This is a genomic window from Microlunatus sp. YIM B11417, from assembly GCF_059617205.1.
In genome coordinates, this window is record NZ_JCAMPJ010000003.1 from 797,666 (window position 1) to 821,972 (window position 24,307).

Sequence of the window (24,307 nt, forward strand, 5' to 3'; positions counted from 1 at the left end):
CACCAGACGCGGCGGAATGTTCCACGGTGTCGGGTCGGGACTAGTCTTTACCCTCGGCCGCCAGACCAGGCCGATCAACAGGAGAGGACCACAGTCGTGTCTACCGCGTCGACCACCAGCCCCGGCAGCAGCGAGTCCCGGGTGGTCGACGGCACGACGACCGGCCTCGACCTGTACGGCGACGACCGGACCGTCGTCGCGGTCCGGGTCGACGGCGAGACCCGCGACCTGCACCGGGAGATTCCGGCCGGGGCGACCGTCGAGCCGGTGATGATCGACTCCGACGAGGGCCTGGCGATCCTGCGGCACTCGGCCGCCCACGTCGCCGCCCAGGCCGTGCAGGCGCTGCACAGCGACGCCAAGCTCGGCATCGGGCCGCCGATCACCGATGGCTTCTACTACGACTTCGATGTCGCGGAGCCGTTCACGCCCGACGACCTGAAGTCGATCGAGAAGCAGATGACCAAGATCATCAAGGAGCGGCAGCGGTTCCGCCGCCGTCCGGTGACCGACGACGAGGCCAGGGCGGAGCTGGCCGCGGAGCCGTACAAGCTGGAACTGATCAGCGACAAGGGCTCGGCCGGCGCGGACGACGGCGCCAACGTCGAGGTCGGGGCCGGCGAGCTGACGATCTACGACAACCTGCGCCGCGACGACTCGGTCGCCTGGAAGGACCTGTGCCGCGGCCCACACGTGCCGCACACCGGCTACATCCCCGCGTATTCGCTGATGCGGACCTCGGCGGCCTACTGGCGCGGCAACCAGGCCAACCAGCAGCTGCAACGGCTGTACGGCACCGCCTGGCCGAGCCGGGACGACCTGAAGGCGTACCTGACCCGGCTCGAGGAGGCCGCCAAGCGCGACCACCGCAAGCTCGGCCGGGAGCTGGACCTGTTCTCCTTCCCGGACGAGATCGGCTCCGGCCTCGCCGTCTTCCATCCCAAGGGCGGCATCCTGCGCACGGTGATGGAGGACTACTCCCGGAAGCGCCACATCGAAGCCGGGTACGACTTCGTCAACACCCCGCACGTCACCAAGGCGGAGCTGTTCGACATCTCGGGGCACCTCGGCTTCTACGCCGACGGCATGTTCCCGCCGATGCACCTGGACGAAGAGCTGCACGAGGACGGCACGGTCAAGCGGCAGGGCCAGGACTACTACCTGAAGCCGATGAACTGCCCGATGCACTGCCTGATCTTCCGGTCCCGCGGCCGGTCCTACCGCGAGCTGCCGCTGCGGCTGTTCGAGTTCGGCAGCGTCTACCGCTACGAGATGTCCGGCGTCGTGCACGGCCTGACCCGGGTCCGCGGGATGACCCAGGACGATGCCCACATCTACTGCCTGGAGGACCAGGCCCAGGACGAGCTGATCTCGCTGCTCACGTTCGTCCTCGACCTGCTCGCCGACTACGGGCTGGACGACTTCTACCTCGAGCTGTCCACCCGGGACCCGGAGAAGTCGATCGGCAGCGACGAGGACTGGGAGCGGGCCACCGAGATGCTCCGCAAGGCCGCCGAGACGTCCGGCCTGGAGCTGGTGCTCGACCCGGGCGGCGCCGCGTTCTACGCGCCGAAGATCTCGGTCCAGGCCCGGGACGCGATCGGCCGGACCTGGCAGATGTCGACCATCCAGGTGGACCTGATGCTGCCGGACCGGTTCGGACTGGAGATCACGGCGCCGGACGGCACCCGGCAGCGGCCGATGATGATCCACCGGGCCCTGTTCGGCTCGATCGAGCGGTTCATCGGCGTACTGACCGAGCACTACGCCGGCGCCTTCCCGCCCTGGCTGTCCCCGGTCCAGGTGATCGGCATCCCGGTCGCCGACGAGTACAACCCTTACCTGGAAGGAATCGCGGCGAAGCTCCGCGAGCAGGGCGTACGGATCGAGGTGGACACCTCGGACGACCGGATGCAGAAGAAGATCCGCAACGCCAGCAAGGAGAAGGTGCCCTACGTCCTGATCGCCGGCGGCGAGGACGCGGCCGCCGACGCGGTCTCGTTCCGCTACCGGGACGGCACCCAGAAGAACGGGGTACCGATCGACGACGCGGTGGCCGAGATCGTCACCGCGATCGCCGAACGCCGCCAGGTCTGATCCGCGTACGCCGGACGAGGGAGGACGAGTGGAGCAGGCCGAGGAGCTGCCCGGCGTGCCGGACGCGTTCCAGCGGCTCTGGACGCCGCACCGGATGGTCTACATCCGTGGCGAGAACAAGCCGGAGTCGGACGCCGCGCCGGCCTGCCCGTTCTGCCGGATCCCGTCCCGGACCGATGCCGACGGGCTGATCGTGCACCGCGGCGAGCACGCGTACGTGGTGCTCAACCTGTATCCGTACTCGCCGGGGCACCTGCTCGTCTGCCCGTACCGGCACGTCGCCGACTACACCGACCTGACCGCCGACGAGGGCCGCGAGCTGACCGAGCTGACCCAGGACGCGATGCGGGCGCTGCGCGCGGCGAGCAGCCCGGACGGGTTCAACCTCGGCGTCAACCAGGGTTCGATCGCCGGCGCCGGGATCGCCGCCCACCTGCACCAGCACGTGGTGCCGCGCTGGGCCGGCGACGCGAACTTCCTGCCCGTGGTCGGCCAGACCAAGGCACTGCCGCAACTGCTCGGCGACACCCGGGAACTGGTCAGCCAGGCCTGGCGCGATCTCCGGACCACCACGAGCCCGGACTGATCACGCCGTGCTGGAACGATTTCGCGGACTCGCCGCTGCCGCCCTGACCCCGGCGGCACGGTTCCTGCTGCGGATCGGCGCCACCCCGGATCTGATCACCTGCATCGGCACCCTCGGGGTGCTGCTCGGCGCGTTGATCTTCTTCCCCAACGGCTGGTTCCTGCCCGGCGTGATCATCGTCACCTTCTTCGTGCTGTTCGACATGCTGGACGGCCAGATGGCCAAGATCAACGGCCGGACCACGCGTTGGGGCGCGTTCCTCGACTCGAGCCTGGACCGGATCGGCGACGGTGCCGTGTTCGGTGGGGTGGTGCTCTATTTCGTCGGCCGTGATCAGCCGCTGATCTGGCCGGTGATCGCGGTCTGGGCGCTGGTGGCGGGCCAGCTGACCTCCTACGTCAAGGCCAGGGCGGAGAGCCTCGGCTTCAGCGCGCCCGGCGGCCTGGCGGCGCGGGCCGACCGGCTGCTGGTGATCCTGGTTGCGTTGTTCCTGGCCGGCTTCGGGATCCCGTACGTGCTGGAGATCGGGCTCGCCGTGCTGGCCGTGATCAACACCGTCACCGTCGTCCAGCGGATGCTGCTGGTCCGGCAGCAGGCCCGGCAGGGCGAGGACCATGATCAACAGAACGGTCATGATCAGCCGGCGGACGGAGAGCCGGATGCGCCGACGTCCTGACCGGTCGATCGCCGACACCGTCCTCCGCGGTGTGTACGCCCTCGGCTGGCGGGTCGCGGCACGGATCCCGGACCGCGTCGCCGACGTGATCATCGCGGCCGGGGCCCGGCTGGCGACGGTGGCGGGTTCTTCGGCACTGGCCACGTGGCGGCACAATGTCACCGTGCTGACGAGCCGCCCCTGCCCGGACGACCTGGTGCGCCGCGGCGTCGCCTCGTACCTGCGCAACTTCCACCAGGTGCTCGCCCTGGCCCGCTGGAGCCGGGCCGAGATCGACCGGCGGGTGGTCCTGATCAACGACGCGGCGCTGCGGTCCGCGCTGGCCGCCGAGGGCGCCGTCGTGGTGCTGCCGCACAGCGGCAACTGGGATCTCGCCGGCGCCTGGGCCTGTCTCAACCTGCGCCCGGTGAGCACGGTCGCCGAGCAGCTGGGGGAGGGCGAGTTCGCCGACTTCGTGAGGTTCCGGGAGGGCCTCGGCATGGAGGTGATCGCGCACACCGACCCGGACGCCCTGGCGGCCCTGATCGCGGCGATCCGGGCCGGCCGGATGGTCTGCCTGCTCGGCGACCGGGACCTGGCCGGCAGCGGGGTCCCGGTGACCTGGCCGCTGCCGTACGGGAGGACGGCGACGACCACGATGCCCGCCGGCCCCGCCGTGGTGGCCCGCCGGACCGGCGCCGCCCTGATCCCCGCAGTCACCCGGTTCGCCGGCCACGGCCTGGAGGTCGTCCTCGGGGACCCGGTCGAGCACCGGCCCGGCCGCGACGGACTGGTGGCGATGACCCAGCAGGTCTGCGACTTCTTCGCGGCCGAGCTGCCCAGGCAGCCCGAGGACTGGCACCTGTTCCAGCCGTTCTTCCCGGCCGAGGCGGCCGCTGCGTGAGCCGCTTCGCCCCACGGGTCGGCCTGGTCTGTCCCTATTCCTTCGACCAGCCCGGCGGCGTCCAGAACCACGTCGTCGGACTGGCCGGCTTCCTGGCCCGGAACGGGTTCCGGCCGAGCATCCTCGGGCCGGGCCGGCCGGACGCGCTCATCGCGTCCAGCCTGGCCGAGGCCGGGCTGCCGCCGGAGACGTTCACCTCGGCCGGACCGGCGGTGCCGGTCCCGTACAACGGTTCGGTGGCCCGGGTGAACTTCGGCCCGTTCAGCGCCGCCCGGGTCCGCGGCTGGCTCCGCGACGGCCGGTTCGACCTGCTGCACCTGCACGAGCCGATCACCCCGAGCGTCTCCATGCTGGCCCTGTGGGCCGGCTCGGTGCCGGTGGTGGCGACGTTCCACACCGCGACCCCGCGATCCCGCTCGATGCGGATCGCCGGCGGCCTGCTGCGCGGCTCGATCGGCAAGATCGACACCGGCATCGCCGTGTCCGAGTCGGCCCGCGAAGTGGTGGTCCGCTACCTGGGCCGGGACGCCGTGGTCGTACCGAACGGTTTCAGCCACGCCGAATTCACCGCCGATCTCGACCGGGCGCCCAGCCCGGGCGGTCCGTGGCGCGGCGGCGACCGGCCGCGGCTCGCGTTCCTGGGCCGGCTGGACGAACCGCGCAAGGGACTGGACGTGCTGCTCGCCGCGCTGCCGAGGATCAGGACCGGCGCCCGGGAGCTCGGCATCGGCGAACTGGAGGTGGTGATCGCGGGGCAGGGGGACCGTGGGCTGCCACCCGACTGCCGCGGTGTCGGCATGATCAGCAACGCCGAACGGGCCCGGCTGCTCGGCAGCACCGACGTGTTCGTCGCGCCGCACCGGGCCCGGGAGAGCTTCGGCATCGTGCTGCTGGAGGCGATGGCGAGCGGCGCCCCGATCGTCGCGTCGGACCTGCCCGCCTTCGTCGACCTGCTGCGCGACGGCGACACCGACCAGCTCGGCGCGCTGTTCCCGGCCGGGGACCCGGAACGGTTGGCGGCCGCCGTGATCACGACGCTGGCGGACCGTTCGGCGGTACGGCGGCGGGCCGGCCGGGCCCGCGCCGCGAGTCGCGGCTACGACTGGGCCATGGTCGGCCCGCGGCTGGCCGACATCTACCAGAGCACCCTGGCCGGCGAGCGGATCCCCAGCCTGACCGGCTGAGCAGGGTGGCGTCGACGCCCTACGACCGGCTTCCGCAGCGGCACGGCGCTGCGGTCCGCCGGGACAGGTCCGGCGTGACCTGGTCGGTCTGGCCGATAGGCGCCGGGGCCGGCGGCGCCGGTGGATCGAGGGGCATCAGCAGGGCGACCACGGCGGCCGGGTACGCCACGATCTTGATCAACGTGCTGATGCCCGTCACCGTGTGAACACCACGTCGTCTTCACCCTCCCGATCCCGCGACCCTCGCCGGTCACGGAATTGTCTCGCTCCGGTTCGCCGCGCGTAAAGCCGGACACTCCGGCCGGGGGTGTCGCCGGCCGTCAGAATCGCCCGTGATCGGGTACTAACCTGGTGCGATGCCGTCGCCCGGAACCGAACCACGGGGCGGTCGGGCGTCCAGGCCACGACCGTCGCGAGCGATCATGCCGCCGCGCGCGCCGGCGGCGAGCATGGACCTGCTGCTGCAGATCGTCAAGGAGCCGGTCGACCCCGGCTACGCCGAGGCGGCCGCGGCCGGGCGGACCGAGCGGCCGCGCTGGCGGCTCGGCTTCGCGCTGGTCGCGATCTTGATCGGCATCATGGTCAGCGTCTCGGTGCTGAAGAACTCCCAGGCCGCGCCGGAGATCGCCGACGAACGTCGGGAGCTGATCACGCGGATCGCCCAGGCCGAAGCCGAGCAAGATCAACTCCGGGCCCGGGCCGACGAGTTGGACGCGGAGATCGAGGGCCTGCGGGCGAGCGCGCTCGGCGGCGACGCGGAGGCCAAGGACCTGGAGCGGCGGATCGCGCTGGCCGACGCCGCCAACGGCGCCGCGCCGGTGACCGGGCCGGGCCTGTCGGTGGTGGTCGACGACGCGCCGGGGGACAGCCAGGACTCCCGGGACCGGGTGCTCGACCTGGACCTCCAGATCCTGGTCAACGGCCTCTGGCAGGTCGGCGCCGAGGCGGTCACGGTGAACGGGCACCGGCTGTCGCCGCTGACCTCGATCCGCGGCGCCGGTGAGGCGATCACCGTCGACTACCGGTCGATCACGAGGCCGTACCGGGTGGAGGCGATCACCGACCCGGACACCTCCCAGCAACGCTTCGTGCAGACCCACGCCGGCGTCTGGTGGAACGAACTGGCGAAGAGCCGTGGAATGCGGTACGAACTGAGCACCGTGAAGGAGATCACCATGGACGCCGACCCCGGCATCAACCTGCGGCACGCGAAGGGCTCCGAATGATCCCGGTCATCGGGCTGCTGCTCGGCATCATCGCCGGCCTGCTGCTGGAACCGACGCTGCCGCAGGTGCTGCAGCCGTACCTGCCGATCGCCATCGTGGCGGCGATGGACGCGATCTTCGGCGCGTTCCGGGCCTACCTGGACGGCACCTTCACCGACCGGGTGTTCGTGGTCTCGTTCATCTCGAACGTCCTGATCGCCGCTCTGATCGTCTTCGTCGGCGACCAGATCGGCGTCGGCTCCCAATTGTCGACGGCCGTCGTCGTCGTGCTCGGCATCCGCATCTTCACCAACGCTGCGGCGATCCGGCGGGCGCTGCTCCATGCCTGACCCGAAGCCGCGCGACCCGAAGGAAGCGGACGAGACTCCGGTACCGAAGCGGTCCCGGCCCGCCGAACCGGAGGAGGCGCCGTTGCGCCGGCTCGGCCGGGCCATGATCAAACCGGGCAAGGCGCAGGTGATCGCTGCGGTGATGCTGTTCCTGGTCGGGCTCGGCGCGGTGATGCAGATCCGGGCCAACTCGGCCGACGACACGTACCGCAACCTGAACCGGGAACAGCTGTTCATCCTGCTCGACGGCCTCGGCCAGAAGTCCAAGCAGTACGAGGCCGAGATCGCCGACCTGGAACAGAAGCGGAAGGACCTGGTCTCCGGCGCCGACCGGTCCAAGAACGCGCGGGAGCAGCTGGAGCAGAATCTGGAGAAGGCCTCGATCCTCGCCGGCACCGTGCCGGCCCAGGGGCCCGGTATCCGGATGACGATCGAGGACCCGCAGAACAAGGTCGACGGCGACGTGATGCTCAGCGCGATCGAGGAGCTGCGGGACGCCGGTGCCGAGGTGATCGAGATCAACAACGCGATCCGCGTGGTCGCGTCCACCTGGTTCGCCGGCAGCGGCGATCAGCTCGTCGCCGACGGCCAGCCGATCACCCGGCCGATCACGATCAGCGTCATCGGCGACCCGCACAGCCTGGAGGAGGCCTCCCGGTTCCGCGGCGGGATCGTGAGCGAGATCACCGGCCCGCAGATCGGCGGCACGGTGGAGATCTCCCAGCTGAGCAGGCTGGTGATCAGTTCCTTGCATCGGGCCGAACCGAATCAGTACGCTCGCCCCGCGTCGAGTCCGCCGACCCCACGCTGATCATCCCGCGCACGAGGCCGTACGGCCCGCGGCCACCACCACCCGAGACCATCAAAGGAGTGCGGAATGCCCACCTTCCCGGAGGACCTGAAGTACAGCACCGAGCATGAGTGGGTGCGCACCGGCAACTCGTCGACGGTCCGGGTCGGGATCACCGATTACGCCGCCGAGCAGCTCGGCGACATCGTCTACGTGTCGCTGCCCGAGGTCGGGGCGACGGTCGCCGCGGGCGATGCCTGCGGTGAGCTGGACTCGACCAAGAGCGTGTCCGATGTGTTCGCGCCGGTGAGCGGTGTGGTCAGCGCGGTGAACCAGTCCCTCGACGGCGCGCCCGAGCTGCTGAACACCGACCCGTACGGCGACGGCTGGCTGTTCGAGGTCGAGGTCGAGTCCGACAACGAGCTGGACGACCTGCTCGACGCGGACGGTTACGCCGAGTTGACCGAACAAGGGAATTGACCCGAAACGGTTCGCCGACGGGCCCGGGGAACGGAGTTGTTTCCGGGGCGACGTGCCCTAAACTCTCCATGAATCCTTGAGCACTCTCAGGGGACGACCGAGCCGATTGAGGTTTCATGCCGTACTGCACCAACTGTGGCCACGACAACCCCGAGGGGAGCAACTTCTGTGGCCAGTGCGGTACCCCGCTCACGTCGGTGACCGCACCCGTCGTCGACCGTACGTCCGCGTCGGACACCACGCGGACGATGCCGGCGGCCGTCGACGACCGCGACGCGGAGTCGCTCACCGCTGAGGACGAGGCTGCGGTCAAGGCGCTGCCGCGCGGCTCGGCGCTGCTCGTCGTCCGGCGCGGCTCGAACGCCGGCAGCCGGTATCTGCTGAACACCGATGTGGTGACCGCCGGCCGGCACCAGGATTCCGACATCTTCCTCGACGACATCTCCGTCTCCCGTCGGCACGCCGAGTTCACCCGGTCCGCCGAGGGCACCACGGTCAAGGACCTGGGCAGCCTGAACGGGACGTACGTCAACCGCGAACTGGTCGAGCAGCGGCTGCTGGCGCAGGGCGACGAGGTGCAGATCGGCAAGTTCCGTCTGGTCTTCTTCACGGGGCAGGACACGGCCTAGGCCGTACGGGATCGATGGCGGACCAACCGCAACCCGCGCGAACTCCGGACAACGTCACCCCGGTGAGGGGTGGCGGGTCGGGAGGCCAGCGACTCCGCAGCATCGGGCAGGCTCTGAATGCGCTTCGCCCGGAGTTCCCCGACATCTCGATCTCCAAGATCCGGTTCCTGGAGAGCGAGGGCCTGATCGCCCCGGTCCGGTCGCCGTCGTCGGGTTATCGGCGCTACTCGCAGTCCGACATCGAGCGACTGCGCTACATCCTGTCCGTTCAGCGCGATCACTACCTGCCGCTCAAGGTGATCCGGGAACACCTGGAGAAGCTCGACCAGGGCGAGCCGCCGCCGTCGGTGCCGACGCTGGCCGATCCGGCCCAGGGCGACGGCAAACAGCCGAACGCGAACCCGGGCGCTGCCGCGAACAACGCCGCCGCGCAGCAGCAACAGCAGCGGCAGTCGATCCGGCTGACCAGGTCCCAGTTGCTCGAGGCCAGCGGCCTCTCCGAGCCCGCCCTGACCGAGCTGGAGCGGATGCTCATCGTGCAGCCGCGGCGCGGCACCGCCCATTACGGCCGGGACGCGCTGACGATCGCGATCGCGGCCCGTCGCATGTCGGAGTTCGGCATCGACACCCGGCACCTGCGCGCGTTCAAGATGTCGGTCGACCGCGAGGTCGGGCTGGTCGAGCAGGCGATCGCGCCGCACGTACGGCGGGGCGGCGGCAACACCGAGGTCTCGAAGGAGATCACCCAGCTGGTGATCAGCTTCCACGCCGCGCTGGTCCGCACGGCGATGGAACAGCGCTAGGGGACTGACACGCATCCGCCGACGGCACCCGAACCTTTGGGCGGACAGCCGAGAGAAGTAGTGTGGAGTTATGCGTGAACTCGAGGTCGTCGGCGTCCGGGTGGAGATGCCGTCGAATCAGCCGATCCTCCTGCTCCGAGAGGTCGGCGGGACCCGTGCGCTGCCGATCTTCATCGGCGCGAGCGAGGCCTCGGCGATCGCCAGCGCCCAGGAAGGGCTGGAGCCGCCGCGGCCGATGACGCACGACCTGATGGTGAACGTGCTGGAGGCCTTGAACCACCGGCTCACCGAGGTCCAGATCACCGAGGTCGACGACGGGACGTACTACGCGGTCCTGTTGATCGACGGCGTCGAGATCAGTGCCCGGCCGTCCGACTCGGTCGCTCTCGCGGTACGGATCGGCTGCGACATCTATTGCGCCGAGGAGGTCCTGGACGAAGCCGGGATCGAGTGGCCCGAGGCCGAGGAGGACGAGGTGGAGAAGTTCCGCGAGTTCCTCGACCAGGTCAATCCGGACGATTTCGTCACCGGAGAGGGCCCCAAGCAACCCTGAACCACGGCGTTTCGGACAACTCTCATGCTGGTCTTGAGAGCTGATCCGCATTCGGCCCGCCTATCGGCGTGTCGTTGACCCTCGGCGGAAGCGGCCCGTAAATTCATCTGAGTAATGCCACGCCCGTGATTCGTCCCGGGCCCGCCCGACTTCCCCAAGCTGACTGGCATCCGGAGGCAGACGTGAGCACAACCGAGCAGCATCAGGCACCAGGAAACGATGCCGAGCCGCGGCCCGGCGAGCTGCAGGAACTGCTGTTCGACGGCGACTTCTCGCCGATGCCGGCCGACCTCGGCTTCCGCGGCCCGGTGGCCTGCAACGCCGCCGGCATCACCTACCGGCAGCTCGACTACTGGGCCCGCACCGGCCTGGTCACCCCGGAGATCCGCGGCGCCAAGGGCTCCGGCAGCCAGCGGCTGTACAGCTTCCGCGACATCCTGATCCTCAAGGTGATCAAGCGCCTGCTGGACGCCGGGATCTCGCTGAACCAGATCCGTACCGCCATCGAGCACCTCCGGGCCCGCGGCGTCGAGGACCTGACCGAGGTCACCCTGATGAGCGACGGCGTCAGCGTCTTCGAGTGCACCTCCGACGACGAGGTGATCGACCTGCTGCGCGGCGGCCAGGGCGTCTTCGGCATCGCCCTCGGCGGAGTCTGGCGCGACATCGAGGGCACCCTCTCCGCCCTCCCGGCCGAGCGTGCCGAAGAGGAAGAGGCCGCGGCCGCACCGTCCGCCGACGACGAGCTCTCCCGCCGTCGCCGCGCCCGCGCCGTCAGCTGATCCACTCCGTACCGAACTCCAAGACGCGACCGGAATCCCCGGTCGCGTTTTGCGTGTCCGCCCCACAACGATCCCTGAGCGAGCGGGCCGCCCCGATCCGGTCCCTGAGCTTGTCGAAGGGCCAGGCCCGTCTCGCGTGTCAGCGTCAGGGTGCTGGGGGAGTGGGCCGCCCTCGATGCGGCGCCGCGCCACGTTGTACGCCAGCGTCGGCGGCACGAACTCGACGAACCAGTCCGCGCCGGCCGACCGGAGCCCGTCCAGGTACCGCAGGTCGGCCGCCCGGTCGTCGGCCCGCTGCCGTCCGCCGACCGCGATCGTGAAGCCGGGCTTGCCCAGCGCCTTGGCGTCGGAGCGCAGCGCGGCGACGTCGGTCGCGGTCACGTCCTCCCAACCGGATCCGGGCGGGACCCGGTAGAGACAGGATCCGTCCCAGCGCAACGCCCGGGCCCGCGGTCCCCGGCGGGTGATCGCGCCGCCGACCCAGATCGGGATCCGGGGTCGCTGCACCGGCGGCGGTCGCAGCGCCGGGCCGTCGGCGCCGGCCGACCAGAGCCGGTCGATCTGGTCCAGGCCGCGATCCAGCTGCTGGGCCCGTTCCTGCGCGGTCGGCGCCGGCTCGACCAGGGCCGCGTCGACGTCGTTGTCGCCGCCGATGCCCACGCCCAGCACGGCCCAGCCGCCGGACACGTGGTCGAGCGTCGACGCCTGGCCCGCGACGGTCGCGGCCCGGCGCCAGGGGAGTGGCGTGACCATCGTGCCGAGCGTGATCCGCTCGGTCGCCTGGGCGACCAGGGCCAGGGTGAGCCAGATGTCGTGACACTCGAGCCCGTCGTAGAAGACCAGATAGTCCTCGCAGAAGACCCCGTCCCAGCCGGTCTGTTCGGCCAGCGCCGCCAGTTCGGCGATCCGGCCCGGCTGGCCCCACGGGCCGGCGGGCGAGATCGCGAGCCCGTACCTCATCGTCCTGTCGCTCATGCCTCAGAGCCCACCACGGACCACTGACACCCGACACGCCGTCCGTCCCGCGTGCGTTTGTGGGCGGTCGATCCGGACGGTTAGGCTGGGCGACGCCGCAACAGCAGTGTGGGAGAGTCCGGCCACCGGCCGGCGCCGAAGGGGCAACCTCCCCGGAACCTCTCAGGCACCGAGACCGCACTGTGTTGGCAACTCTGGAGCCGGAGGGGCGACAGAGGGGGAGTGCACCGGATCATTCCGGGGCACCACCCGACGGAGAAAGAGCCCCATCCATGGCCGTCATGACCGATCACAGCACCGTCGCCGGCACCGCCGACCCGGACCGCCCGTTCCGGGACCGGCACATCGGGCCGGACCAGGCGGAGACCGCCGTGATGCTCGCCGCGATCGGGCAGCCCAGCCTGGACGCCCTGGTCGACGCGTCCCTGCCGGAATCGATCCGGGAGCACGCGCCGCTGAACCTGCCGCCGGCGCTCAGCGAGAGCGAGGTCGCGGTACGGCTCCGTACCCTCGCGGAACAGAACCGCGCGCTGACGGCCATGATCGGCCTCGGCTACCACGGCACCGTGACGCCGCCGGTGATCCGGCGCAACGTGCTCGAGGACCCGGCCTGGTACACGGCCTACACGCCGTACCAGCCGGAGATCAGCCAGGGCCGGCTGGAGGCCTTGATCAACTTCCAGACCGCGGTCGCCGACCTGACCGGGCTGGCCACCGCCGGCGCCAGCCTGCTGGACGAGGGCACCGCCGTCGCCGAGGCGATCACGCTGGCCCGCCGCACCAACAAGTCGGGTTCGGTGGTGATCTTGGACGCGGACACGCTGCCGCAGACCATCGCCGTCGTGAAGACCCGGGCCGAGGCGGCCGGCATCGAGGTCGTCGTCGCCGAAGCCGATCTTGTCTCGGCCATCGCGGCGAACGACCCGTTCGCCGTGGTGGTGCAGACACCGGGCGCCTCGGGACGGCTGGCCGACACCGCCGAACTGCGGTCCCTCGCCGAGGCCGCGCACGCCGCCGGCGCTCAGGTGATCGCGGCTTGCGACCTGCTCGCATGCACCATGATCACACCGCCCGGCGAGTGGGGCGCGGACATCGCGGTCGGCTCCAGCCAGCGGTTCGGCGTCCCGCTGTTCTACGGCGGCCCGCACGCCGGGTTCATGGCGGTCCGGGCCGGGCTGGAGCGGCAGCTGCCGGGCCGGCTGGTCGGTCTCTCCAAGGACACCGCCGGTACGTCCGCGTACCGCCTCGCGCTGCAGACCCGGGAACAGCACATCCGCCGGGAGAAGGCGACCTCCAACATCTGCACCGCGCAGGTGCTGCTGGCCGTGGTGGCCGGGATGTACGCGGTCTACCACGGTCCGGAGGGGCTGCGGTCGATCGCCGGCACCGTGCACCGCAACGCCGCCGCGCTGGCCGACGACCTCGGCCGGGCCGGCTTCGACGTCGTCCACGGCTCCTTCTTCGACACCGTCCTGGTCCGGGTCCCCGGGCATGCGGCCGGCGTCGTCGCTGCGGCCCACGAGCGCGGCGTACACCTGCGGCTGGTCGACTCCGACCAGGTCGGGATCTCGGTCGGCGAGGACGCCGACAGCGGAGCGCTGCGGGCCGTACGGGAGGCCTTCGGGCTGGACGGCGCCCCCGGCCAGGCCGGACCGGACCGGCTGGCCGGCAGCCGGCGGACCAGTGACTTCCTGACCCACCCGGTGTTCCACGACGCGCACAGTGAGACCGCGATGCTGCGCTACCTGCGCGCGCTCTCGGACCGGGACTTCGCCCTGGACCGGGGCATGATCCCGCTCGGGTCCTGCACGATGAAGCTCAACGCCACCGCCGAGATGGAGCCGATCTCGCTGCCCGGCTTCGCGAGCCTGCACCCGTTCGCACCGGTCGCCGACGCGCAGGGCTACGCGACCATGATCAACGAGCTGGAGACCTGGCTGGCCGAGATCACCGGCTACGCGAAGGTGTCGGTCCAGCCGAACGCCGGCAGCCAGGGCGAGCTGGCCGGGCTGCTGACCATCCGGGCCTACCATGACGCCCGCGGTGATCATGACCGCCGGGTCTGCCTGATCCCGTCCTCGGCGCACGGTACCAACGCCGCCTCGGCCGCGATGGCCGGGCTCAAGGTGGTGGTCGTCGGCGCCACGGAGGACGGCTCGGTGGATCTCGACGACCTGCGGGCCAAGATCGACAAGCACCGTGATCAACTCGCCGCGATCATGGTCACCTACCCGTCCACCCACGGAGTGTTCGAGGAGGGCATCGCCGAGTTGTGTGCGCTGGTGCACGACGCCGGCGGCCAGGTGTACGTCGACGGGGCCAACCTGAATGCGCTGCTCGGCCTGGCCCGGCCCGGCCGGTTCGGCGCGGATGTCAGCCATCTCAACCTGCACAAGACGTTCTGCATCCCGCACGGCGGCGGCGGTCCGGGCGTCGGCCCGATCGGTGTCGGTGCCCACCTGGTGCCGTACCTGCCGACCCATCCGCTCTCCGAGGTCGGCGGTGATCATGGCATCGGCCCGATCTCCGCCGCGCCGTACGGTTCGGCCGGAATCCTGCCGATCAGCTACGCCTACATCGCGATGATGGGAACCGACGGCTTGACCTCGGCCACCCAGCACGCGCTGCTGGCGGCCAACTACGTGGCGGCCCGGCTCCATGATCATTACCCGGTGCTCTACACGGGCCGCGGCGGGCTGGTCGCGCACGAGTGCATCATCGACCTGCGGCCGCTGACCAAGGCGAGCAGGATCACCGTCGACGACGTCGCGAAGCGGTTGATCGACTACGGATTCCACGCGCCGACGATGAGCTTCCCGGTGGCGGGCACCTTGATGGTCGAGCCGACCGAGTCGGAGGACCTGGCCGAGCTGGACCGGTTCTGCCAGGCCATGATCGACATCCGGGCCGAGATCGCCCGGGTCGAGTCGGGGGAGTGGCCGGCCGAGGACAACCCGCTGGTGAACGCCCCGCACACCCAGGCCGCGGTGATCGACGATGCCTGGACGCATCCGTACTCGCGGAAGCTGGCGGCGTTCCCGGCCGGGCTGCACGGCGGCCCGATCGGCGGCGGTGCCCGGGACAAGTACTGGCCGCCGGTCGCCCGGATCGACGGCAGCTACGGTGATCGCAACCTGGTCTGCTCCTGCCCGCCGCCGGAGGCGTACGAGGACTGAGTCAGGGCTCGCTCAGAGGGCGGCGATCTGGTGGGCCAGCTCGATGTCGGCCTGGGTCAGGCCGCCCTCGGAGTGGGTGGACAGGGTCAGCGTCACCTTGTTCCAGCGGATGTCGATGTCCGGATGGTGGTTCGCGGCCTCTGCCAGGTCACCCACCTTGTTCACGTACGCCAGCGCCGCCACGAAGTCGGCCAGCTCGGTGGTGCTGCGGATCGCCGGCTCGCCCTCGACCCTGGACCAGCCGTCCAGGTCGGCGAGCTGAGTGTCCACTTCGTCGTCGGTGAGGAGTCGGGTCATGTCTGCCAGCCTTGACCGGCGCCCGGAACCTGTCAAGGACACCGGTCGCTCGGCGACCCTGACGACCGGACTGTCGGCGGCAGAGCTTACGGTCTGCCCGTGGACCTGATCGGATTGGCGGAACGGGTCGTCCCGATCCTGGTCTTCCTGGTCGCGATGACGGTGCTCGCGGAACTGTCGGACCGGATCGGCGTGTTCGCCCGGATCGCCCATGTCGCGGCCCGGCTCGGCCGCGGTTCGGTGCTGGCACTGTGGCTGTTGCTCACCGCGGCGGCGGTGCTGGTGACGGCCGTGCTGTCGCTGGACACGACGGCGGTGCTGGTCACGCCGGTGGCGCTGGTGTTGGCCCGTCGGCTCGGGGTGGACCGGCTGCTGTTCGCGTACACGTCGGTGTGGATCGCCAACACGGCCTCGCTGTTCCTGCCGTCGTCCAACCTGACCAATCTGCTGGCGCTGCAGCGGCTGGACGTGCCGGCCCGCGAGTTCGCCGGCTTCGTCTGGCCGGTGGCGCTCGGCTGCGTGCTGGTCACCGTGCTGCTGTTGCTGATCATGTTCCGCGGCTCGCTGCGGGGCCGCTACCAGCGACCGCCGCTGGAGCCCGCGCCGGACCGGCCGCTGCTGGTCATCGCCTTCGTCGTCGCGGCCGCGCTCGGCCCGATGATCATCGTCGGAGTGCCGGTGGAGGCGGCCGCGGTGGTGGCAGCCTGCGTGGTGCTGCTGGCGACGGTGATCCGGCGTCCGGACCTGCTGACCGCTGCGCTGCGGTCTGGGCACCTGGTGCCGTGGCGGCTGGTGCTCGGCGTCTCGGTCCTGTTCCTGCTGGTCCAGCTGGCGCATGATCACGGCCTGCCCGCCCTGCTGGTCCGGATCAGCGGCGCCGGCACCGACTGGCCGGAACTGGCCCGACTGGCCGTGATCGGCGCCGGCGCGGCCAACCTGATCAACAACCTGCCGGCCTATCTGGCCCTGGAACCGGTGGCGAACGGCCTGGCCCGTACGGTCGCGCTGCTGGTCGGCGTGAACGCCGGCCCGCTGATCACGCCGTGGGCGAGTCTGGCGACGCTGCTCTGGGCCGGCCGCTGTCGTGCGGCGGGCCTCACCGTGTCCTGGCGCGGCTTCGCCGTCCGCGGCGCGGCCCTGGTCGCGATCCAGTTGGCCGTCGCCGTCGCGTTGCTCGCCGTCCTCGGGGCGCCAGTCGCTACCCTGACCGGGTGAAGGAGTGGATCGAGCGCGTCAAGGCACGGCCAGGCATCGCCCATCTGATCCGGACCGGTGAGCGGTACACGACCCGGCTCGGCGACCAGTTCGGGGCTGCGATCACGTACTTCTCCGTGCTCGCGCTGGTGCCGATCCTGATGTTCGCGTTCTCGATCACCGGCTTCGTGCTGACGTACGCGCGACCGGATCTGATGGAGTCCGTCGTCCAGGCGGCGACCTCCGCGGTGGGTGGCTCCGGCAGCCAGGGGCAGCAGATCGCCGACCTGGTCGAGAACTTCCTGAAGGGCTGGGCCACGGTCGGCGTGGTCGGCCTGCTGTCGGCCATGTATTCCGGGTCGGGCTGGATCGGCAACCTGAAGCAGGCCGTCCAGGGCCAGATGCGGGAGAACTTCGACTACGCGGAGAAGAAGGAGAACTTCCTGGTCAAGATCGGGGTCAACCTGTTGATCTTGATCGGTCTGCTGATTCTGGTCGCGCTGACCTTCTCGCTGGCCAGCCTGTCCACCTCGCTGAGCGGCACCGTGATCGGCTGGCTCGGGCTGGACGACCTGCCGTGGCTCCGGCCGGTGCTGGCGCTGGTGCCGGTGATCATCTCGGTCGGCGCCGGCTGGGTGCTGTTCATGTACCTCTACACCGTGCTGCCGGAGTACCGCTTCCCGTGGCGGACCGTGCGCCGCGGCGCGCTGATCGGATCGATCGGCCTCGGCGTCCTGCAGTACCTGACCAGCTTCCTGGTCGGCATCTTCGCCGGCAACGCGGCGGCCGCGCTGTTCGGTCCGGTGATCGCCCTGATGCTCTTCTTCAACCTGTTCGCCCGGCTGATCCTCTTCGTCGCGGCCTGGATCGCGACCGCGCACCAGCCGGCCGTCGCGCCGGTCCAGGTGGAGGAGCGGGTACGGTTCGCGCTGCACCCCGAACCCGCCGAGCCGGAGCCGGTCCTGGTTCCCCAGGAGGTCGCGGTCCGCTCGGTCCGGGTCGGCATGGGCGCCGGCTACGTCACCGGTGCCGCGACCGGCGTCGGCTTGGGCGCCGTGATCGCCGCCATCGCCGGCCGCCTGGCCCGTCGCCGAGCCGCGAAGGACTCGTAACCTCACCCGTCACAGGAGCCTGCTGGTTTTTCACGTTACGTGAAAAACCAGCGCTTTCCGCGAGAAGCTTCCCCGGTAAAGCGCCGGTCTTTCACGTTACGTGAAAAACCGACGGCGCTATGGGCGGCCGGTCGCCCCGAGTTGCGCCGACCGGTCACAACTGCAGCGACACGCCGTGGAAACCGCTGCTTTTGTGACCGGTCGGCGGGTTTGTCAGTGGGCGGAGGCGGGTTGCGGGGCGGCCTGGCCGATGCCGGCCAGCAGGTCGGTGAACCAGGGCTGGGTGATGTCGAACGGCTTGCCGCCCTTGATCCGCTCGAACTCGATCGCCCGCAGTTCGTCGCCGCGCTCCTCGTCCTGGCCGATCACGCCCGGCTCGCCGCGCAGGGCGGAGTCGACGGCGAGGTCGGTCATCGACTTGATCAGGTCGAGGTCGCGCTGGTTGGCGGCGGCGGAGCGGGAGAAGTAGCCGGACTTCTGCACCATGACCTTCTCGGCGCCGATCTTCTCGGCGAACTTGGCGGCGAACCAGGCACCCGGGTTGATGGTGTCGATCTTGACGTGACCGAACGGGTCCCGCTCGACCTCCTCGCCGGAGCGCTCCAGCTCGGCGACGATGGTGTCCAGGCCGGCGCCCTCGGACAGGAAGATCGTCACGTTGCCGACCTCGTCCATGATCGACTTCAGGCGTACGGACTCCGCGTCGAGGTCGATCACGGCTTCGGGGACGTACACGCCGTGCACGTCCCAGGCCGCCCGGCTGAGCCCGATCTCGGGCAGCCACTCGCGAGTGTCCAGCCAGTCCCGGTAGGACTGCGCGGTGGCTGCGGTCAGCCAGCCGCAGTGCCGGCCCATCACCTCGTGCACGATCAACATCCGGGAGGCCGAGTTGTGCTCGCCGACGATGTTCTCGGCGAACCGAGCGCCCTGTTCGGCCGCGGTCCAGGCCCCGAGCGACTGCCGGATCGGTACCACGTCGTTGTCGATCGTCTTCGGCAGCCCGACCACGGTGAGCGGGTAGTCGTGCTCGGCCAGATAGGCGGCCAGGTCGGCGGCCGTGGTGTTGGTGTCGTCGCCGCCGATGGTGTGCAGGACGTCCACGCCGTCCTTGGTCAGCCGCTCGGCCGCCGCCTGCAGAGGGTCGACGCCCTCGGCCACCAGGCCGCGCTTCACCAGGTCCTTGGCGTTGGTGAGCTTGACCCGCGAGTTGCCGATCGGGGAGCCGCCGTACTCGTGCAGCAGACCGGCCTTGGCCCGGACCTCGGGCGTGACGACGAGCGAGTCGCCGGAGAGCAGGCCCTGGTAGCCGTGTCGGTAGGCGATGATCTCGACTTCGGGGGCGAGCTCGGTGTAGCGCTGGATCAGCCCGCCGATGGCGGAGGAGAGGCACGGGGCGAACCCGCCGGCGGTGAGCAGTGCGACCTTCTTGACCATGGCGGTCATCCTAGGGTCCCCGCTCGACGCGGCGATGACGACCCCGGACGCCGGGAGTTTCCTCCGCCGGGCCCTCGTACTAGCGTGCTGGATTCGACCGCAACGACCGAAGCGACGGGGGATTTCCGTGGCAGAGTTCGATTACGTCATCGTCGGCGCCGGGCCTGCCGGCTGCGTGCTGGCCCACCGCCTGTCGGCCGACCCGGAGACCAGCGTCCTGCTCGTCGAGGCCGGTGATCGGGACAGCAATCCGCTGATCGCGATGCCCGGCGGCACGTTCCCGCTGCTCGGCGATCCGGCCACCGCGTGGTTCCATCCGACCCGGCCGTTCGGGCCGACCGAGCAGGTGGAGTACTGGGGTCCGGGGCAAGACGCTCGGCGGGTCCAGCTCGGTCAACGGGATGGTCTACAACCGCGGCCAGGCCGCCGACTACGACGAGCTGGAGCGGCGCGGCAATCCGGGCTGGGGCTGGCCGGCGATCCTGGCGGCCTACAGGGCGGTCGAAGATCACGAACTCGGGGCCTCGCCGGTCCGTGGCACCGGCGGGCCGCTCCGGGTGAGCAGTACGGCGGTACGGGCCGGGCCGTTGCTGGACGACGTGATCGCCTCCGGCGCCGACCTCGGCTGGCGGCCCACCCGGGACGTCAACGAGGCGGACGGGGAACGGATCGGGTACGTCATCGCGACGATCCACGACGGCCACCGGGTCAGCGCGGCGAGCGCGTTCCTGCACCCGGCGCTGGACCGGCCCAACCTCACGGTCGCCGTACGCACCGTGGTCGAGCGGGTGCGGTTCGCCGACTCGGCTTCGGTCGTACGGGCCGTCGGGGTGATCGGGCGGCAGGACGACCAGTCCTTCGAGGCCTCCGCCGCCCGCGAGGTCATCCTGGCGGCCGGCGCGATCGGCAGCCCGAAGCTGTTGCAGCTGTCCCGGATCGGGCCGGAGCCGGTCCTGCGGGCGGCCGGCGTCGAGGTCGTCCGTGACGTACCGCGGCTCGGGGCTCGGCTGCGCGAGCACCGAGCGTTCCAGGTGCAGTACCGGCTCACCGAGAACCTCGGCTACAACCGGCTGCTCAGCACGCCGGAGGGGCAGCAGGCGGCGATGCAGGAGTACCAGGAGCATCGGCGTGGAGTCCTCGCGGCACCGCCGTTCGAGGTCGTCGGCTTCCTCAAGACCCGTGCCGGCCTGGACCGTCCGGACGCCCAGCTGCAGATCGCGCCGCTGTCCATCGCGCCGCGACGCCAGGGCGCAGCGGTCGAGGTGGAGCACGAGCCGGGCATGATGGCGATCGGGTTCGCCCTGCGGCCGGACAGCGAGGGCAGCCTGCGGATCACCTCCGCCGACCCCGCTGCGCCGCTGGACATCGACGCCAACTACCTCGCCACCGAGCACGACCGGGCGACGACGGTCGGCGCGTTCCGGGCCCTGCGCCGGCTGTTCGAGACCGCGCCGCTCGCCGGCCGGATCGAACGCGAGACCGAACCGGGCCCGGCCGTGGAGAGCGACCAGGAGATCCTCGACTACGTGCTGACGGTCGGCAGCGCCGGCTATCACGCGGTCGGGACGTGCGCCATGGGGCCGGACGACGAGGACGTGGTCGACTCGCGGCTGCGGGTCCGCGGCGTGGCCGGGCTGCGGGTGGTCGACGCCTCGGTGCTGCCGGTGCTCGTCTCCGGAAATCTCAACGGGCCGATCACCGCGCTGGCCTGGCGGGCCGCCGACCTGATCCGCGAGGGGTGATCAGGCGGGTTCGCAGAGCCGGGAGCTGCCCGGCTCGAGGTAGACCGCGCCCGGCCCGTCCGCGGCGACCGTGTCGTTCGGGTTCTGCAACGAGCAGCGCTTCAGGCTCAGGCACCCGCAGCCGATGCAGTTGTCCAACTCGTCCCGGAGCTTGATCAACCGGGCGATCTGGGCGTCGATCCGGGGGCGCCAGTCCCGGGACAGCCGGGCCCAGTCGGCCCGGGTCGGCGTCCGGTTGTCCGGCAGGCTGTCCATCGCCTCGGTGATCTCGGTCAAGGACAGGCCGACCCGCTGCGCCGACCGGATGAACGCGATCCGGCGCAGCATCGCCCGTTCGTACCTGCGTTGGTTGCCGGTGGTCCGGGTCGCCGAGATCAGACCCTGCGACTCGTAGTAGCGCAGCGCCGACGGCGCCACGCCGGACCGGGCCGCCAGATCCCCGATGGTCAGCTGATCGTTCTTGTGCAGCATGATCACCAGGTTAGTTCAAGCTGAAGCGAGCTTTAAGAGCCGGTCGACCGGACAGGACGGCTCGGATCACGTCCGTTGAGGTGGCGGCTTGTACGGTGGGCTCGTCGTCGCCGATCCAACGACGGCCGCGGTCCACCCAGCCGGTCCGGAGTCCGACCCGCGCGGCGCCGCGGACGTCGGCGTCGGGATGATCACCGATCATCCAGGGCTCGCCCGCCTCCGGCGACCGCTCCAGCGCGATCGCGAAAATCCTCGGATCGGGTTTCTTGCAACCGACCGCCTCGGAGATGATCACGTCGTCCACGAGCTCGGCCAGCCCGGTCACCTGCAGCTTGCGCTGCTGTTGCCACTCGGTGCCGTTACTGACCACCACCCGCCGGATTCCCTGCTCCGGAAGGGATTCGAGCAGTGCCGTGACGCCCTCGACCGCCCTGATCTCGTCGACGTGCTCGCGCAGCAGGCGTTCGATCAGCCGATCCTGGGCGTCCGACAGCCCGAACCGCTCCTGGATCCCCGCCGCGACCCTGTCCCGCGGCGTGTAACCGTCCGCGTCGAGCTCGACCAGCCAGTCCACATCACCCGCCCCGCCGCCCACCTCGGCGACGAACCGCCCCGCCCAGCCGGCGAACGCGGCCGCCCGGTCCACCAGCGTGTTGTCGAGATCCATCAGCAGCACCCCCCAACCCTCCCTTCCAATCGCCGACCGGTCACCAAAGCAGCGGTTCTGTCGGCGTGTCGCTGCGGAAGTGACCGGTCGGCGGGAGGTGGGGCGGAGATGAGCACGGCGGAGAGAGAAGGCGCAGCCAGACGTGAGGGTGCGGCAGGACGTGGGTGAGTTGAGGTCGGCGGGGAGCGGGGCGGTGGGGTGGAGCTGAAGTCGGGGCGGGGAGCAGATGCGGTAGGGAGCGGAGGTCGGTGGGGAGCAGGGGCGGTGGGGAGCGGAGGTCGGCGGGGAGCAGGGGCGGTGGGGAGCGGAGGTCGGCGGGGAGCAGGGGCGGTGGGGAGCGGAGGTCGGCGGGGAGCAGGGGCGGTGGGGAGCGGAGGTCGGCGGGGAGCAGGGGCGGTGGGGAGCGGAGGTCGGCGGGGAGCGGGTGCGGTGGGGTGGAGCTGAGGTCCGCGGGGAGCTGGTGCGGTGGGCGGAGCTGAGGTCCGCGGGAAGCGGGTGCGGTGGGCGGAGTTGAGGTCGGCGCGGGATCCGCGACCGTTGCGAGCATCCGCGACCGTTGCGCCGGTCGCGGATGAGAGGAACGGTCGCGAATCGCCAGGGGCTGGCAGGCGTGGCACCGAGGGGTTGGATTGGGCAGCTTCGGATGCGGGGGCTCGTGGTCGCGCGGTTACGGGGTGAGTTGGGGGAAGGCAGCCTCGGGAGCGCCGACCTCGAGGCCGGAGCCCAGAGGCCGGCGGAGGCGGTCGGCGCCGTCCGGGACGAACGGGGTCAGTTCGTCGGCCAGGACTCGGCAGACGGTCAGGGCCGTGGCCAGGATCGGGTCGAGGCGGGGATCGTCGGCGGGCAGCCGCCAGGGCTCGGTCTGCTGGAGATAGCGATTGGCCGTTCGGGCCACGTTGATCAGGGCCGCCGTGGCGGAGCGCAGGTCGAACCGGGCCAGCGCCGTGTCGATCCGCCCGGGCAGGGCCGCGGCGGCCGCCGACACCTTCGCGCCGGCCGGAGCTGGATCCGGGTCCAGCCGATGCAGTCGCCCGGACCGGCGTCGGTTGATCAGGGTGACGGTGCGGTTGACCAGATTCCCGACCCCGTTCGCCAGGTCCGCGTCGTGGCGCTCGACCAGGGCCCGCTCGGTGAAGTCGGTGTCGCCGACGCGGGCCACGCCGGCGGACAGCCACCAGCGCACCGCGTCCCGCCCGTACGCGTCGACCACGGCCGCCGGGTCGGCCGAACCGCCGGCCGACTTGGAGATCTTGGCGCCGTCCACGGTCAGGTAGTCGTGGACGAAGATCGAGGTCGGCAGCGGCAGGCCGGCGGACAGCAGTTGGCCGAGCCAGGTCAGGGCGTGGAAGCGGACGATGCCCTTGCCGATCACGTGGATCCGTTCGGCCGAGCCCTGCCACCACCGCCGGTAGTCCGGGCCGTCGTCGGCGTACCCGAGCGAGGTCAGGTAGTTGGCCAGCGCGTCCCACCAGACATAGATGACCTGGCCCGGATCGCCGGGCACGCCGATGCCCCAGCCGTCGGCGCGGGCGGCCGGGCGGGACACGCTGACGTCGGGCAGCCCGGCGTCGATCAAGCCGAGGATCTCGTTGCGCCGCGACTCCGGCTCGATCCGTACCTCGCCGGAGAGGATCAGCCGCCGGATCGGCTCGGCGTACCGGCTCAGGGCGAAGAACCAGTTCTCCTCCTCGACCGGCTCGGGCTCGGTGCCGTGCTCCGGGCAGCGGCCGTCAACAAGATCGTCGGCGGTGTAGAACTGCTCGCAGCCTGCGCAGTAGCGCCCGCGGTACGTCCGCCGGGTGAAGTCGCCGGCCTCGGCGCAGCGGCGCCAGATCCGCTGCACGCCCGGCGCGTGCCGGGGATCGCTGCCGGTCCGGATGAAGTCGTCCAGGCTCAGCCCGAGCGGCCCGGCCAGCCGCTGGAAGGCGTCGGCGTTCTCCGCGACGAACGTGCCCGGGTCGACGCCGGCGGTACGGGCGGCGGTGACGTTCTTCAGGGCGTTGTCGTCGGTGCCGCTGAGCAGCCGTACGGACCGCCCGCGGTGGCGATGGTGCCGGGCCAGCACGTCGGCCTGGACGAACTCCAGGGCGTGGCCGAGGTGCGGCCGGGCGTTGACGTACGGAATCGACGTGGTCAGGTAGACGGTCATCGGTGAACTCCTCGAGGCGGCGACACCTCGGAGTTCGGCCACCCCGCGATGCCGCGGGGTGGATGGGCGCAG

23 protein-coding genes, 2 pseudogenes and 1 riboswitch are annotated in these 24,307 nt (G+C 70.9%); of the genes and pseudogenes, 18 read left to right on the top strand and 7 right to left on the bottom strand.

The annotated features are described in order from the left end of the window. The first annotated feature begins 96 nt into the window (after positions 1-96). Genes thrS through AC6CCG_RS18850 form a run of 5 tightly spaced genes read left to right on the top strand, consistent with a single transcriptional unit; the run spans position 97 to position 5,426 of the window. A complete protein-coding gene (gene thrS, locus AC6CCG_RS18830; protein WP_496656128.1) occupies positions 97-2,097 on the top strand; it encodes a threonine--tRNA ligase in 2,001 nt (666 codons plus the stop codon). Positions 2,098-2,125: 28 nt separating this feature from the next. Next, positions 2,126-2,683 carry an HIT family protein gene (locus AC6CCG_RS18835; RefSeq protein WP_496656129.1) on the top strand — a complete coding sequence of 186 codons (558 nt, stop codon included), beginning with the start codon at positions 2,126-2,128 and terminating at the stop codon, positions 2,681-2,683. A gap of 7 nt (positions 2,684-2,690) precedes the next feature. After that, the gene (pgsA, locus tag AC6CCG_RS18840; protein ID WP_496656130.1) at positions 2,691-3,359 is read left to right on the top strand and encodes a phosphatidylinositol phosphate synthase; all 669 of its coding nucleotides are present in this window, start codon (positions 2,691-2,693) and stop codon (positions 3,357-3,359) included. Continuing rightward, positions 3,343-4,242: a phosphatidylinositol mannoside acyltransferase gene (locus tag AC6CCG_RS18845; RefSeq protein WP_496656131.1), complete on the top strand. Its 900-nt coding sequence runs from the start codon at positions 3,343-3,345 to the stop codon at positions 4,240-4,242. Before pgsA ends, AC6CCG_RS18845 begins: the two co-directional genes overlap by 17 nt. Further along, complete coding sequence (locus AC6CCG_RS18850) at positions 4,239-5,426, top strand: glycosyltransferase family 4 protein (protein ID WP_496656132.1); 1,188 nt, start codon at positions 4,239-4,241, stop codon at positions 5,424-5,426. The genes AC6CCG_RS18845 and AC6CCG_RS18850 overlap by 4 nt, the downstream gene beginning before the upstream one ends. Before the next feature lie 19 nt (positions 5,427-5,445). Here AC6CCG_RS18850 and AC6CCG_RS18855 read toward each other — a convergent pair whose 3' ends face one another. Beyond that, the gene (locus tag AC6CCG_RS18855; RefSeq protein ID WP_496656133.1) at positions 5,446-5,625 is read right to left on the bottom strand and encodes a hypothetical protein; all 180 of its coding nucleotides are present in this window, start codon (positions 5,623-5,625) and stop codon (positions 5,446-5,448) included. A gap of 223 nt (positions 5,626-5,848) precedes the next feature. Here AC6CCG_RS18855 and AC6CCG_RS18860 point away from each other — a divergent pair, with 223 nt between their 5' ends. The 8 genes from AC6CCG_RS18860 to AC6CCG_RS18895 all read left to right on the top strand — a co-directional run bounded on the left by AC6CCG_RS18860 (position 5,849) and on the right by AC6CCG_RS18895 (position 11,018). Then, the gene (locus tag AC6CCG_RS18860; protein WP_496656134.1) at positions 5,849-6,652 is read left to right on the top strand and encodes a DUF881 domain-containing protein; all 804 of its coding nucleotides are present in this window, start codon (positions 5,849-5,851) and stop codon (positions 6,650-6,652) included. Continuing rightward, positions 6,649-6,981: a small basic family protein gene (locus AC6CCG_RS18865; protein ID WP_179747639.1), complete on the top strand. Its 333-nt coding sequence runs from the start codon at positions 6,649-6,651 to the stop codon at positions 6,979-6,981. Before AC6CCG_RS18860 ends, AC6CCG_RS18865 begins: the two co-directional genes overlap by 4 nt. Further along, positions 6,974-7,792 carry a DUF881 domain-containing protein gene (locus AC6CCG_RS18870; RefSeq protein ID WP_496656136.1) on the top strand — a complete coding sequence of 273 codons (819 nt, stop codon included), beginning with the start codon at positions 6,974-6,976 and terminating at the stop codon, positions 7,790-7,792. The genes AC6CCG_RS18865 and AC6CCG_RS18870 overlap by 8 nt, the downstream gene beginning before the upstream one ends. A 66-nt stretch (positions 7,793-7,858) precedes the next feature. Next, entirely contained in the window at positions 7,859-8,251 is a 393-nt protein-coding gene (gene gcvH / locus AC6CCG_RS18875) for a glycine cleavage system protein GcvH (RefSeq protein ID WP_496656137.1), read from the top strand. A 116-nt stretch (positions 8,252-8,367) separates the two neighbouring features. Continuing rightward, a complete protein-coding gene (locus AC6CCG_RS18880; protein ID WP_496656138.1) occupies positions 8,368-8,880 on the top strand; it encodes a double zinc ribbon and FHA domain-containing protein in 513 nt (170 codons plus the stop codon). A gap of 14 nt (positions 8,881-8,894) precedes the next feature. After that, positions 8,895-9,683: a transcriptional regulator FtsR gene (gene ftsR / locus AC6CCG_RS18885; RefSeq protein WP_496656139.1), complete on the top strand. Its 789-nt coding sequence runs from the start codon at positions 8,895-8,897 to the stop codon at positions 9,681-9,683. A gap of 70 nt (positions 9,684-9,753) precedes the next feature. After that, positions 9,754-10,236, top strand: a complete 483-nt coding sequence (locus AC6CCG_RS18890) for a bifunctional nuclease family protein (protein WP_152363846.1) — start codon at positions 9,754-9,756, stop codon at positions 10,234-10,236. A 242-nt stretch (positions 10,237-10,478) separates the two neighbouring features. Beyond that, positions 10,479-11,018, top strand: coding sequence for a MerR family transcriptional regulator (locus AC6CCG_RS18895; protein WP_496656293.1), 540 nt, complete (start codon positions 10,479-10,481; stop codon positions 11,016-11,018). 528 nt (positions 11,019-11,546) lie between these two features. Here the strand turns inward: AC6CCG_RS18895 and AC6CCG_RS18900 are convergent. Further along, positions 11,547-11,993: pseudogene (locus tag AC6CCG_RS18900) on the bottom strand (LLM class flavin-dependent oxidoreductase); the annotation flags it as partial. Between the two features lie 99 nt (positions 11,994-12,092). Then, a riboswitch (glycine riboswitch) is annotated at positions 12,093-12,181 on the top strand. A 93-nt stretch (positions 12,182-12,274) separates the two neighbouring features. Between AC6CCG_RS18900 and gcvP the strand changes: the two are divergent. Continuing rightward, positions 12,275-15,169, top strand: a complete 2,895-nt coding sequence (gene gcvP, locus AC6CCG_RS18905; RefSeq protein ID WP_496656294.1) for an aminomethyl-transferring glycine dehydrogenase — start codon at positions 12,275-12,277, stop codon at positions 15,167-15,169. Positions 15,170-15,181: 12 nt separating this feature from the next. Here the strand turns inward: gcvP and AC6CCG_RS18910 are convergent, their stop codons facing one another. Then, positions 15,182-15,466 carry a 4a-hydroxytetrahydrobiopterin dehydratase gene (locus AC6CCG_RS18910; protein WP_496656140.1) on the bottom strand — a complete coding sequence of 95 codons (285 nt, stop codon included), beginning with the start codon at positions 15,464-15,466 and terminating at the stop codon, positions 15,182-15,184. A 99-nt stretch (positions 15,467-15,565) separates the two neighbouring features. Here AC6CCG_RS18910 and AC6CCG_RS18915 point away from each other — a divergent pair, with 99 nt between their 5' ends. Continuing rightward, positions 15,566-16,681: an ArsB/NhaD family transporter gene (locus tag AC6CCG_RS18915; RefSeq protein WP_496656141.1), complete on the top strand. Its 1,116-nt coding sequence runs from the start codon at positions 15,566-15,568 to the stop codon at positions 16,679-16,681. Then, positions 16,678-17,772: a YhjD/YihY/BrkB family envelope integrity protein gene (locus AC6CCG_RS18920; RefSeq protein ID WP_496656142.1), complete on the top strand. Its 1,095-nt coding sequence runs from the start codon at positions 16,678-16,680 to the stop codon at positions 17,770-17,772. Before AC6CCG_RS18915 ends, AC6CCG_RS18920 begins: the two co-directional genes overlap by 4 nt. A 213-nt stretch (positions 17,773-17,985) precedes the next feature. Here AC6CCG_RS18920 and AC6CCG_RS18925 read toward each other — a convergent pair whose 3' ends face one another. Continuing rightward, positions 17,986-19,206 carry a pyrophosphate--fructose-6-phosphate 1-phosphotransferase gene (locus tag AC6CCG_RS18925; protein ID WP_496656143.1) on the bottom strand — a complete coding sequence of 407 codons (1,221 nt, stop codon included), beginning with the start codon at positions 19,204-19,206 and terminating at the stop codon, positions 17,986-17,988. A gap of 34 nt (positions 19,207-19,240) precedes the next feature. On the opposite strand from AC6CCG_RS18925, the pseudogene AC6CCG_RS18930 reads away from it, so the two are divergent. Together AC6CCG_RS18930 and AC6CCG_RS18935 are read left to right on the top strand one after the other, a co-directional pair. Beyond that, positions 19,241-19,435, top strand: a pseudogene (locus tag AC6CCG_RS18930) (lycopene cyclase family protein); the annotation flags it as partial. A gap of 85 nt (positions 19,436-19,520) precedes the next feature. Then, positions 19,521-20,948: a GMC family oxidoreductase gene (locus AC6CCG_RS18935; RefSeq protein WP_496656295.1), complete on the top strand. Its 1,428-nt coding sequence runs from the start codon at positions 19,521-19,523 to the stop codon at positions 20,946-20,948. On the opposite strand, the gene soxR is transcribed toward AC6CCG_RS18935, so the two are convergent. The 3 genes from soxR to AC6CCG_RS18950 all read right to left on the bottom strand — a co-directional run bounded on the left by soxR (position 20,949) and on the right by AC6CCG_RS18950 (position 24,235). Further along, entirely contained in the window at positions 20,949-21,419 is a 471-nt protein-coding gene (gene soxR, locus AC6CCG_RS18940; protein WP_496656144.1) for a redox-sensitive transcriptional activator SoxR, read from the bottom strand. A gap of 10 nt (positions 21,420-21,429) precedes the next feature. Beyond that, complete coding sequence (locus AC6CCG_RS18945; protein ID WP_496656145.1) at positions 21,430-22,086, bottom strand: HAD family hydrolase; 657 nt, start codon at positions 22,084-22,086, stop codon at positions 21,430-21,432. Between the two features lie 667 nt (positions 22,087-22,753). Then, positions 22,754-24,235 (bottom strand): methionine--tRNA ligase, encoded by a 1,482-nt coding sequence (locus AC6CCG_RS18950; protein WP_496656146.1) that lies wholly within the window; start codon positions 24,233-24,235, stop codon positions 22,754-22,756. Positions 24,236-24,307 lie beyond the last annotated feature (72 nt).

What these genes read in the sequence shown, in the direction of transcription:
- gcvP (WP_496656294.1), top strand. Translation starts at nt 12,275, where the DNA reads ATGACCGATCACAGCACCGTCGCCGGCACCGCCGACCCGGACCGCCCG.
- AC6CCG_RS18950 (WP_496656146.1), bottom strand. Translation starts at nt 24,235, where the DNA reads ATGACCGTCTACCTGACCACGTCGATTCCGTACGTCAACGCCCGGCCG.
- AC6CCG_RS18865 (WP_179747639.1), top strand. Translation starts at nt 6,649, where the DNA reads ATGATCCCGGTCATCGGGCTGCTGCTCGGCATCATCGCCGGCCTGCTG.
- AC6CCG_RS18925 (WP_496656143.1), bottom strand. Translation starts at nt 19,206, where the DNA reads ATGGTCAAGAAGGTCGCACTGCTCACCGCCGGCGGGTTCGCCCCGTGC.
- AC6CCG_RS18860 (WP_496656134.1), top strand. Translation starts at nt 5,849, where the DNA reads ATGCCGCCGCGCGCGCCGGCGGCGAGCATGGACCTGCTGCTGCAGATC.
- ftsR (WP_496656139.1), top strand. Translation starts at nt 8,895, where the DNA reads ATGGCGGACCAACCGCAACCCGCGCGAACTCCGGACAACGTCACCCCG.
- gcvH (WP_496656137.1), top strand. Translation starts at nt 7,859, where the DNA reads ATGCCCACCTTCCCGGAGGACCTGAAGTACAGCACCGAGCATGAGTGG.
- soxR (WP_496656144.1), bottom strand. Translation starts at nt 21,419, where the DNA reads ATGCTGCACAAGAACGATCAGCTGACCATCGGGGATCTGGCGGCCCGG.
- AC6CCG_RS18945 (WP_496656145.1), bottom strand. Translation starts at nt 22,086, where the DNA reads ATGGATCTCGACAACACGCTGGTGGACCGGGCGGCCGCGTTCGCCGGC.
- AC6CCG_RS18870 (WP_496656136.1), top strand. Translation starts at nt 6,974, where the DNA reads ATGCCTGACCCGAAGCCGCGCGACCCGAAGGAAGCGGACGAGACTCCG.
- AC6CCG_RS18910 (WP_496656140.1), bottom strand. Translation starts at nt 15,466, where the DNA reads ATGACCCGACTCCTCACCGACGACGAAGTGGACACTCAGCTCGCCGAC.
- AC6CCG_RS18845 (WP_496656131.1), top strand. Translation starts at nt 3,343, where the DNA reads ATGCGCCGACGTCCTGACCGGTCGATCGCCGACACCGTCCTCCGCGGT.
- AC6CCG_RS18890 (WP_152363846.1), top strand. Translation starts at nt 9,754, where the DNA reads ATGCGTGAACTCGAGGTCGTCGGCGTCCGGGTGGAGATGCCGTCGAAT.
- AC6CCG_RS18880 (WP_496656138.1), top strand. Translation starts at nt 8,368, where the DNA reads ATGCCGTACTGCACCAACTGTGGCCACGACAACCCCGAGGGGAGCAAC.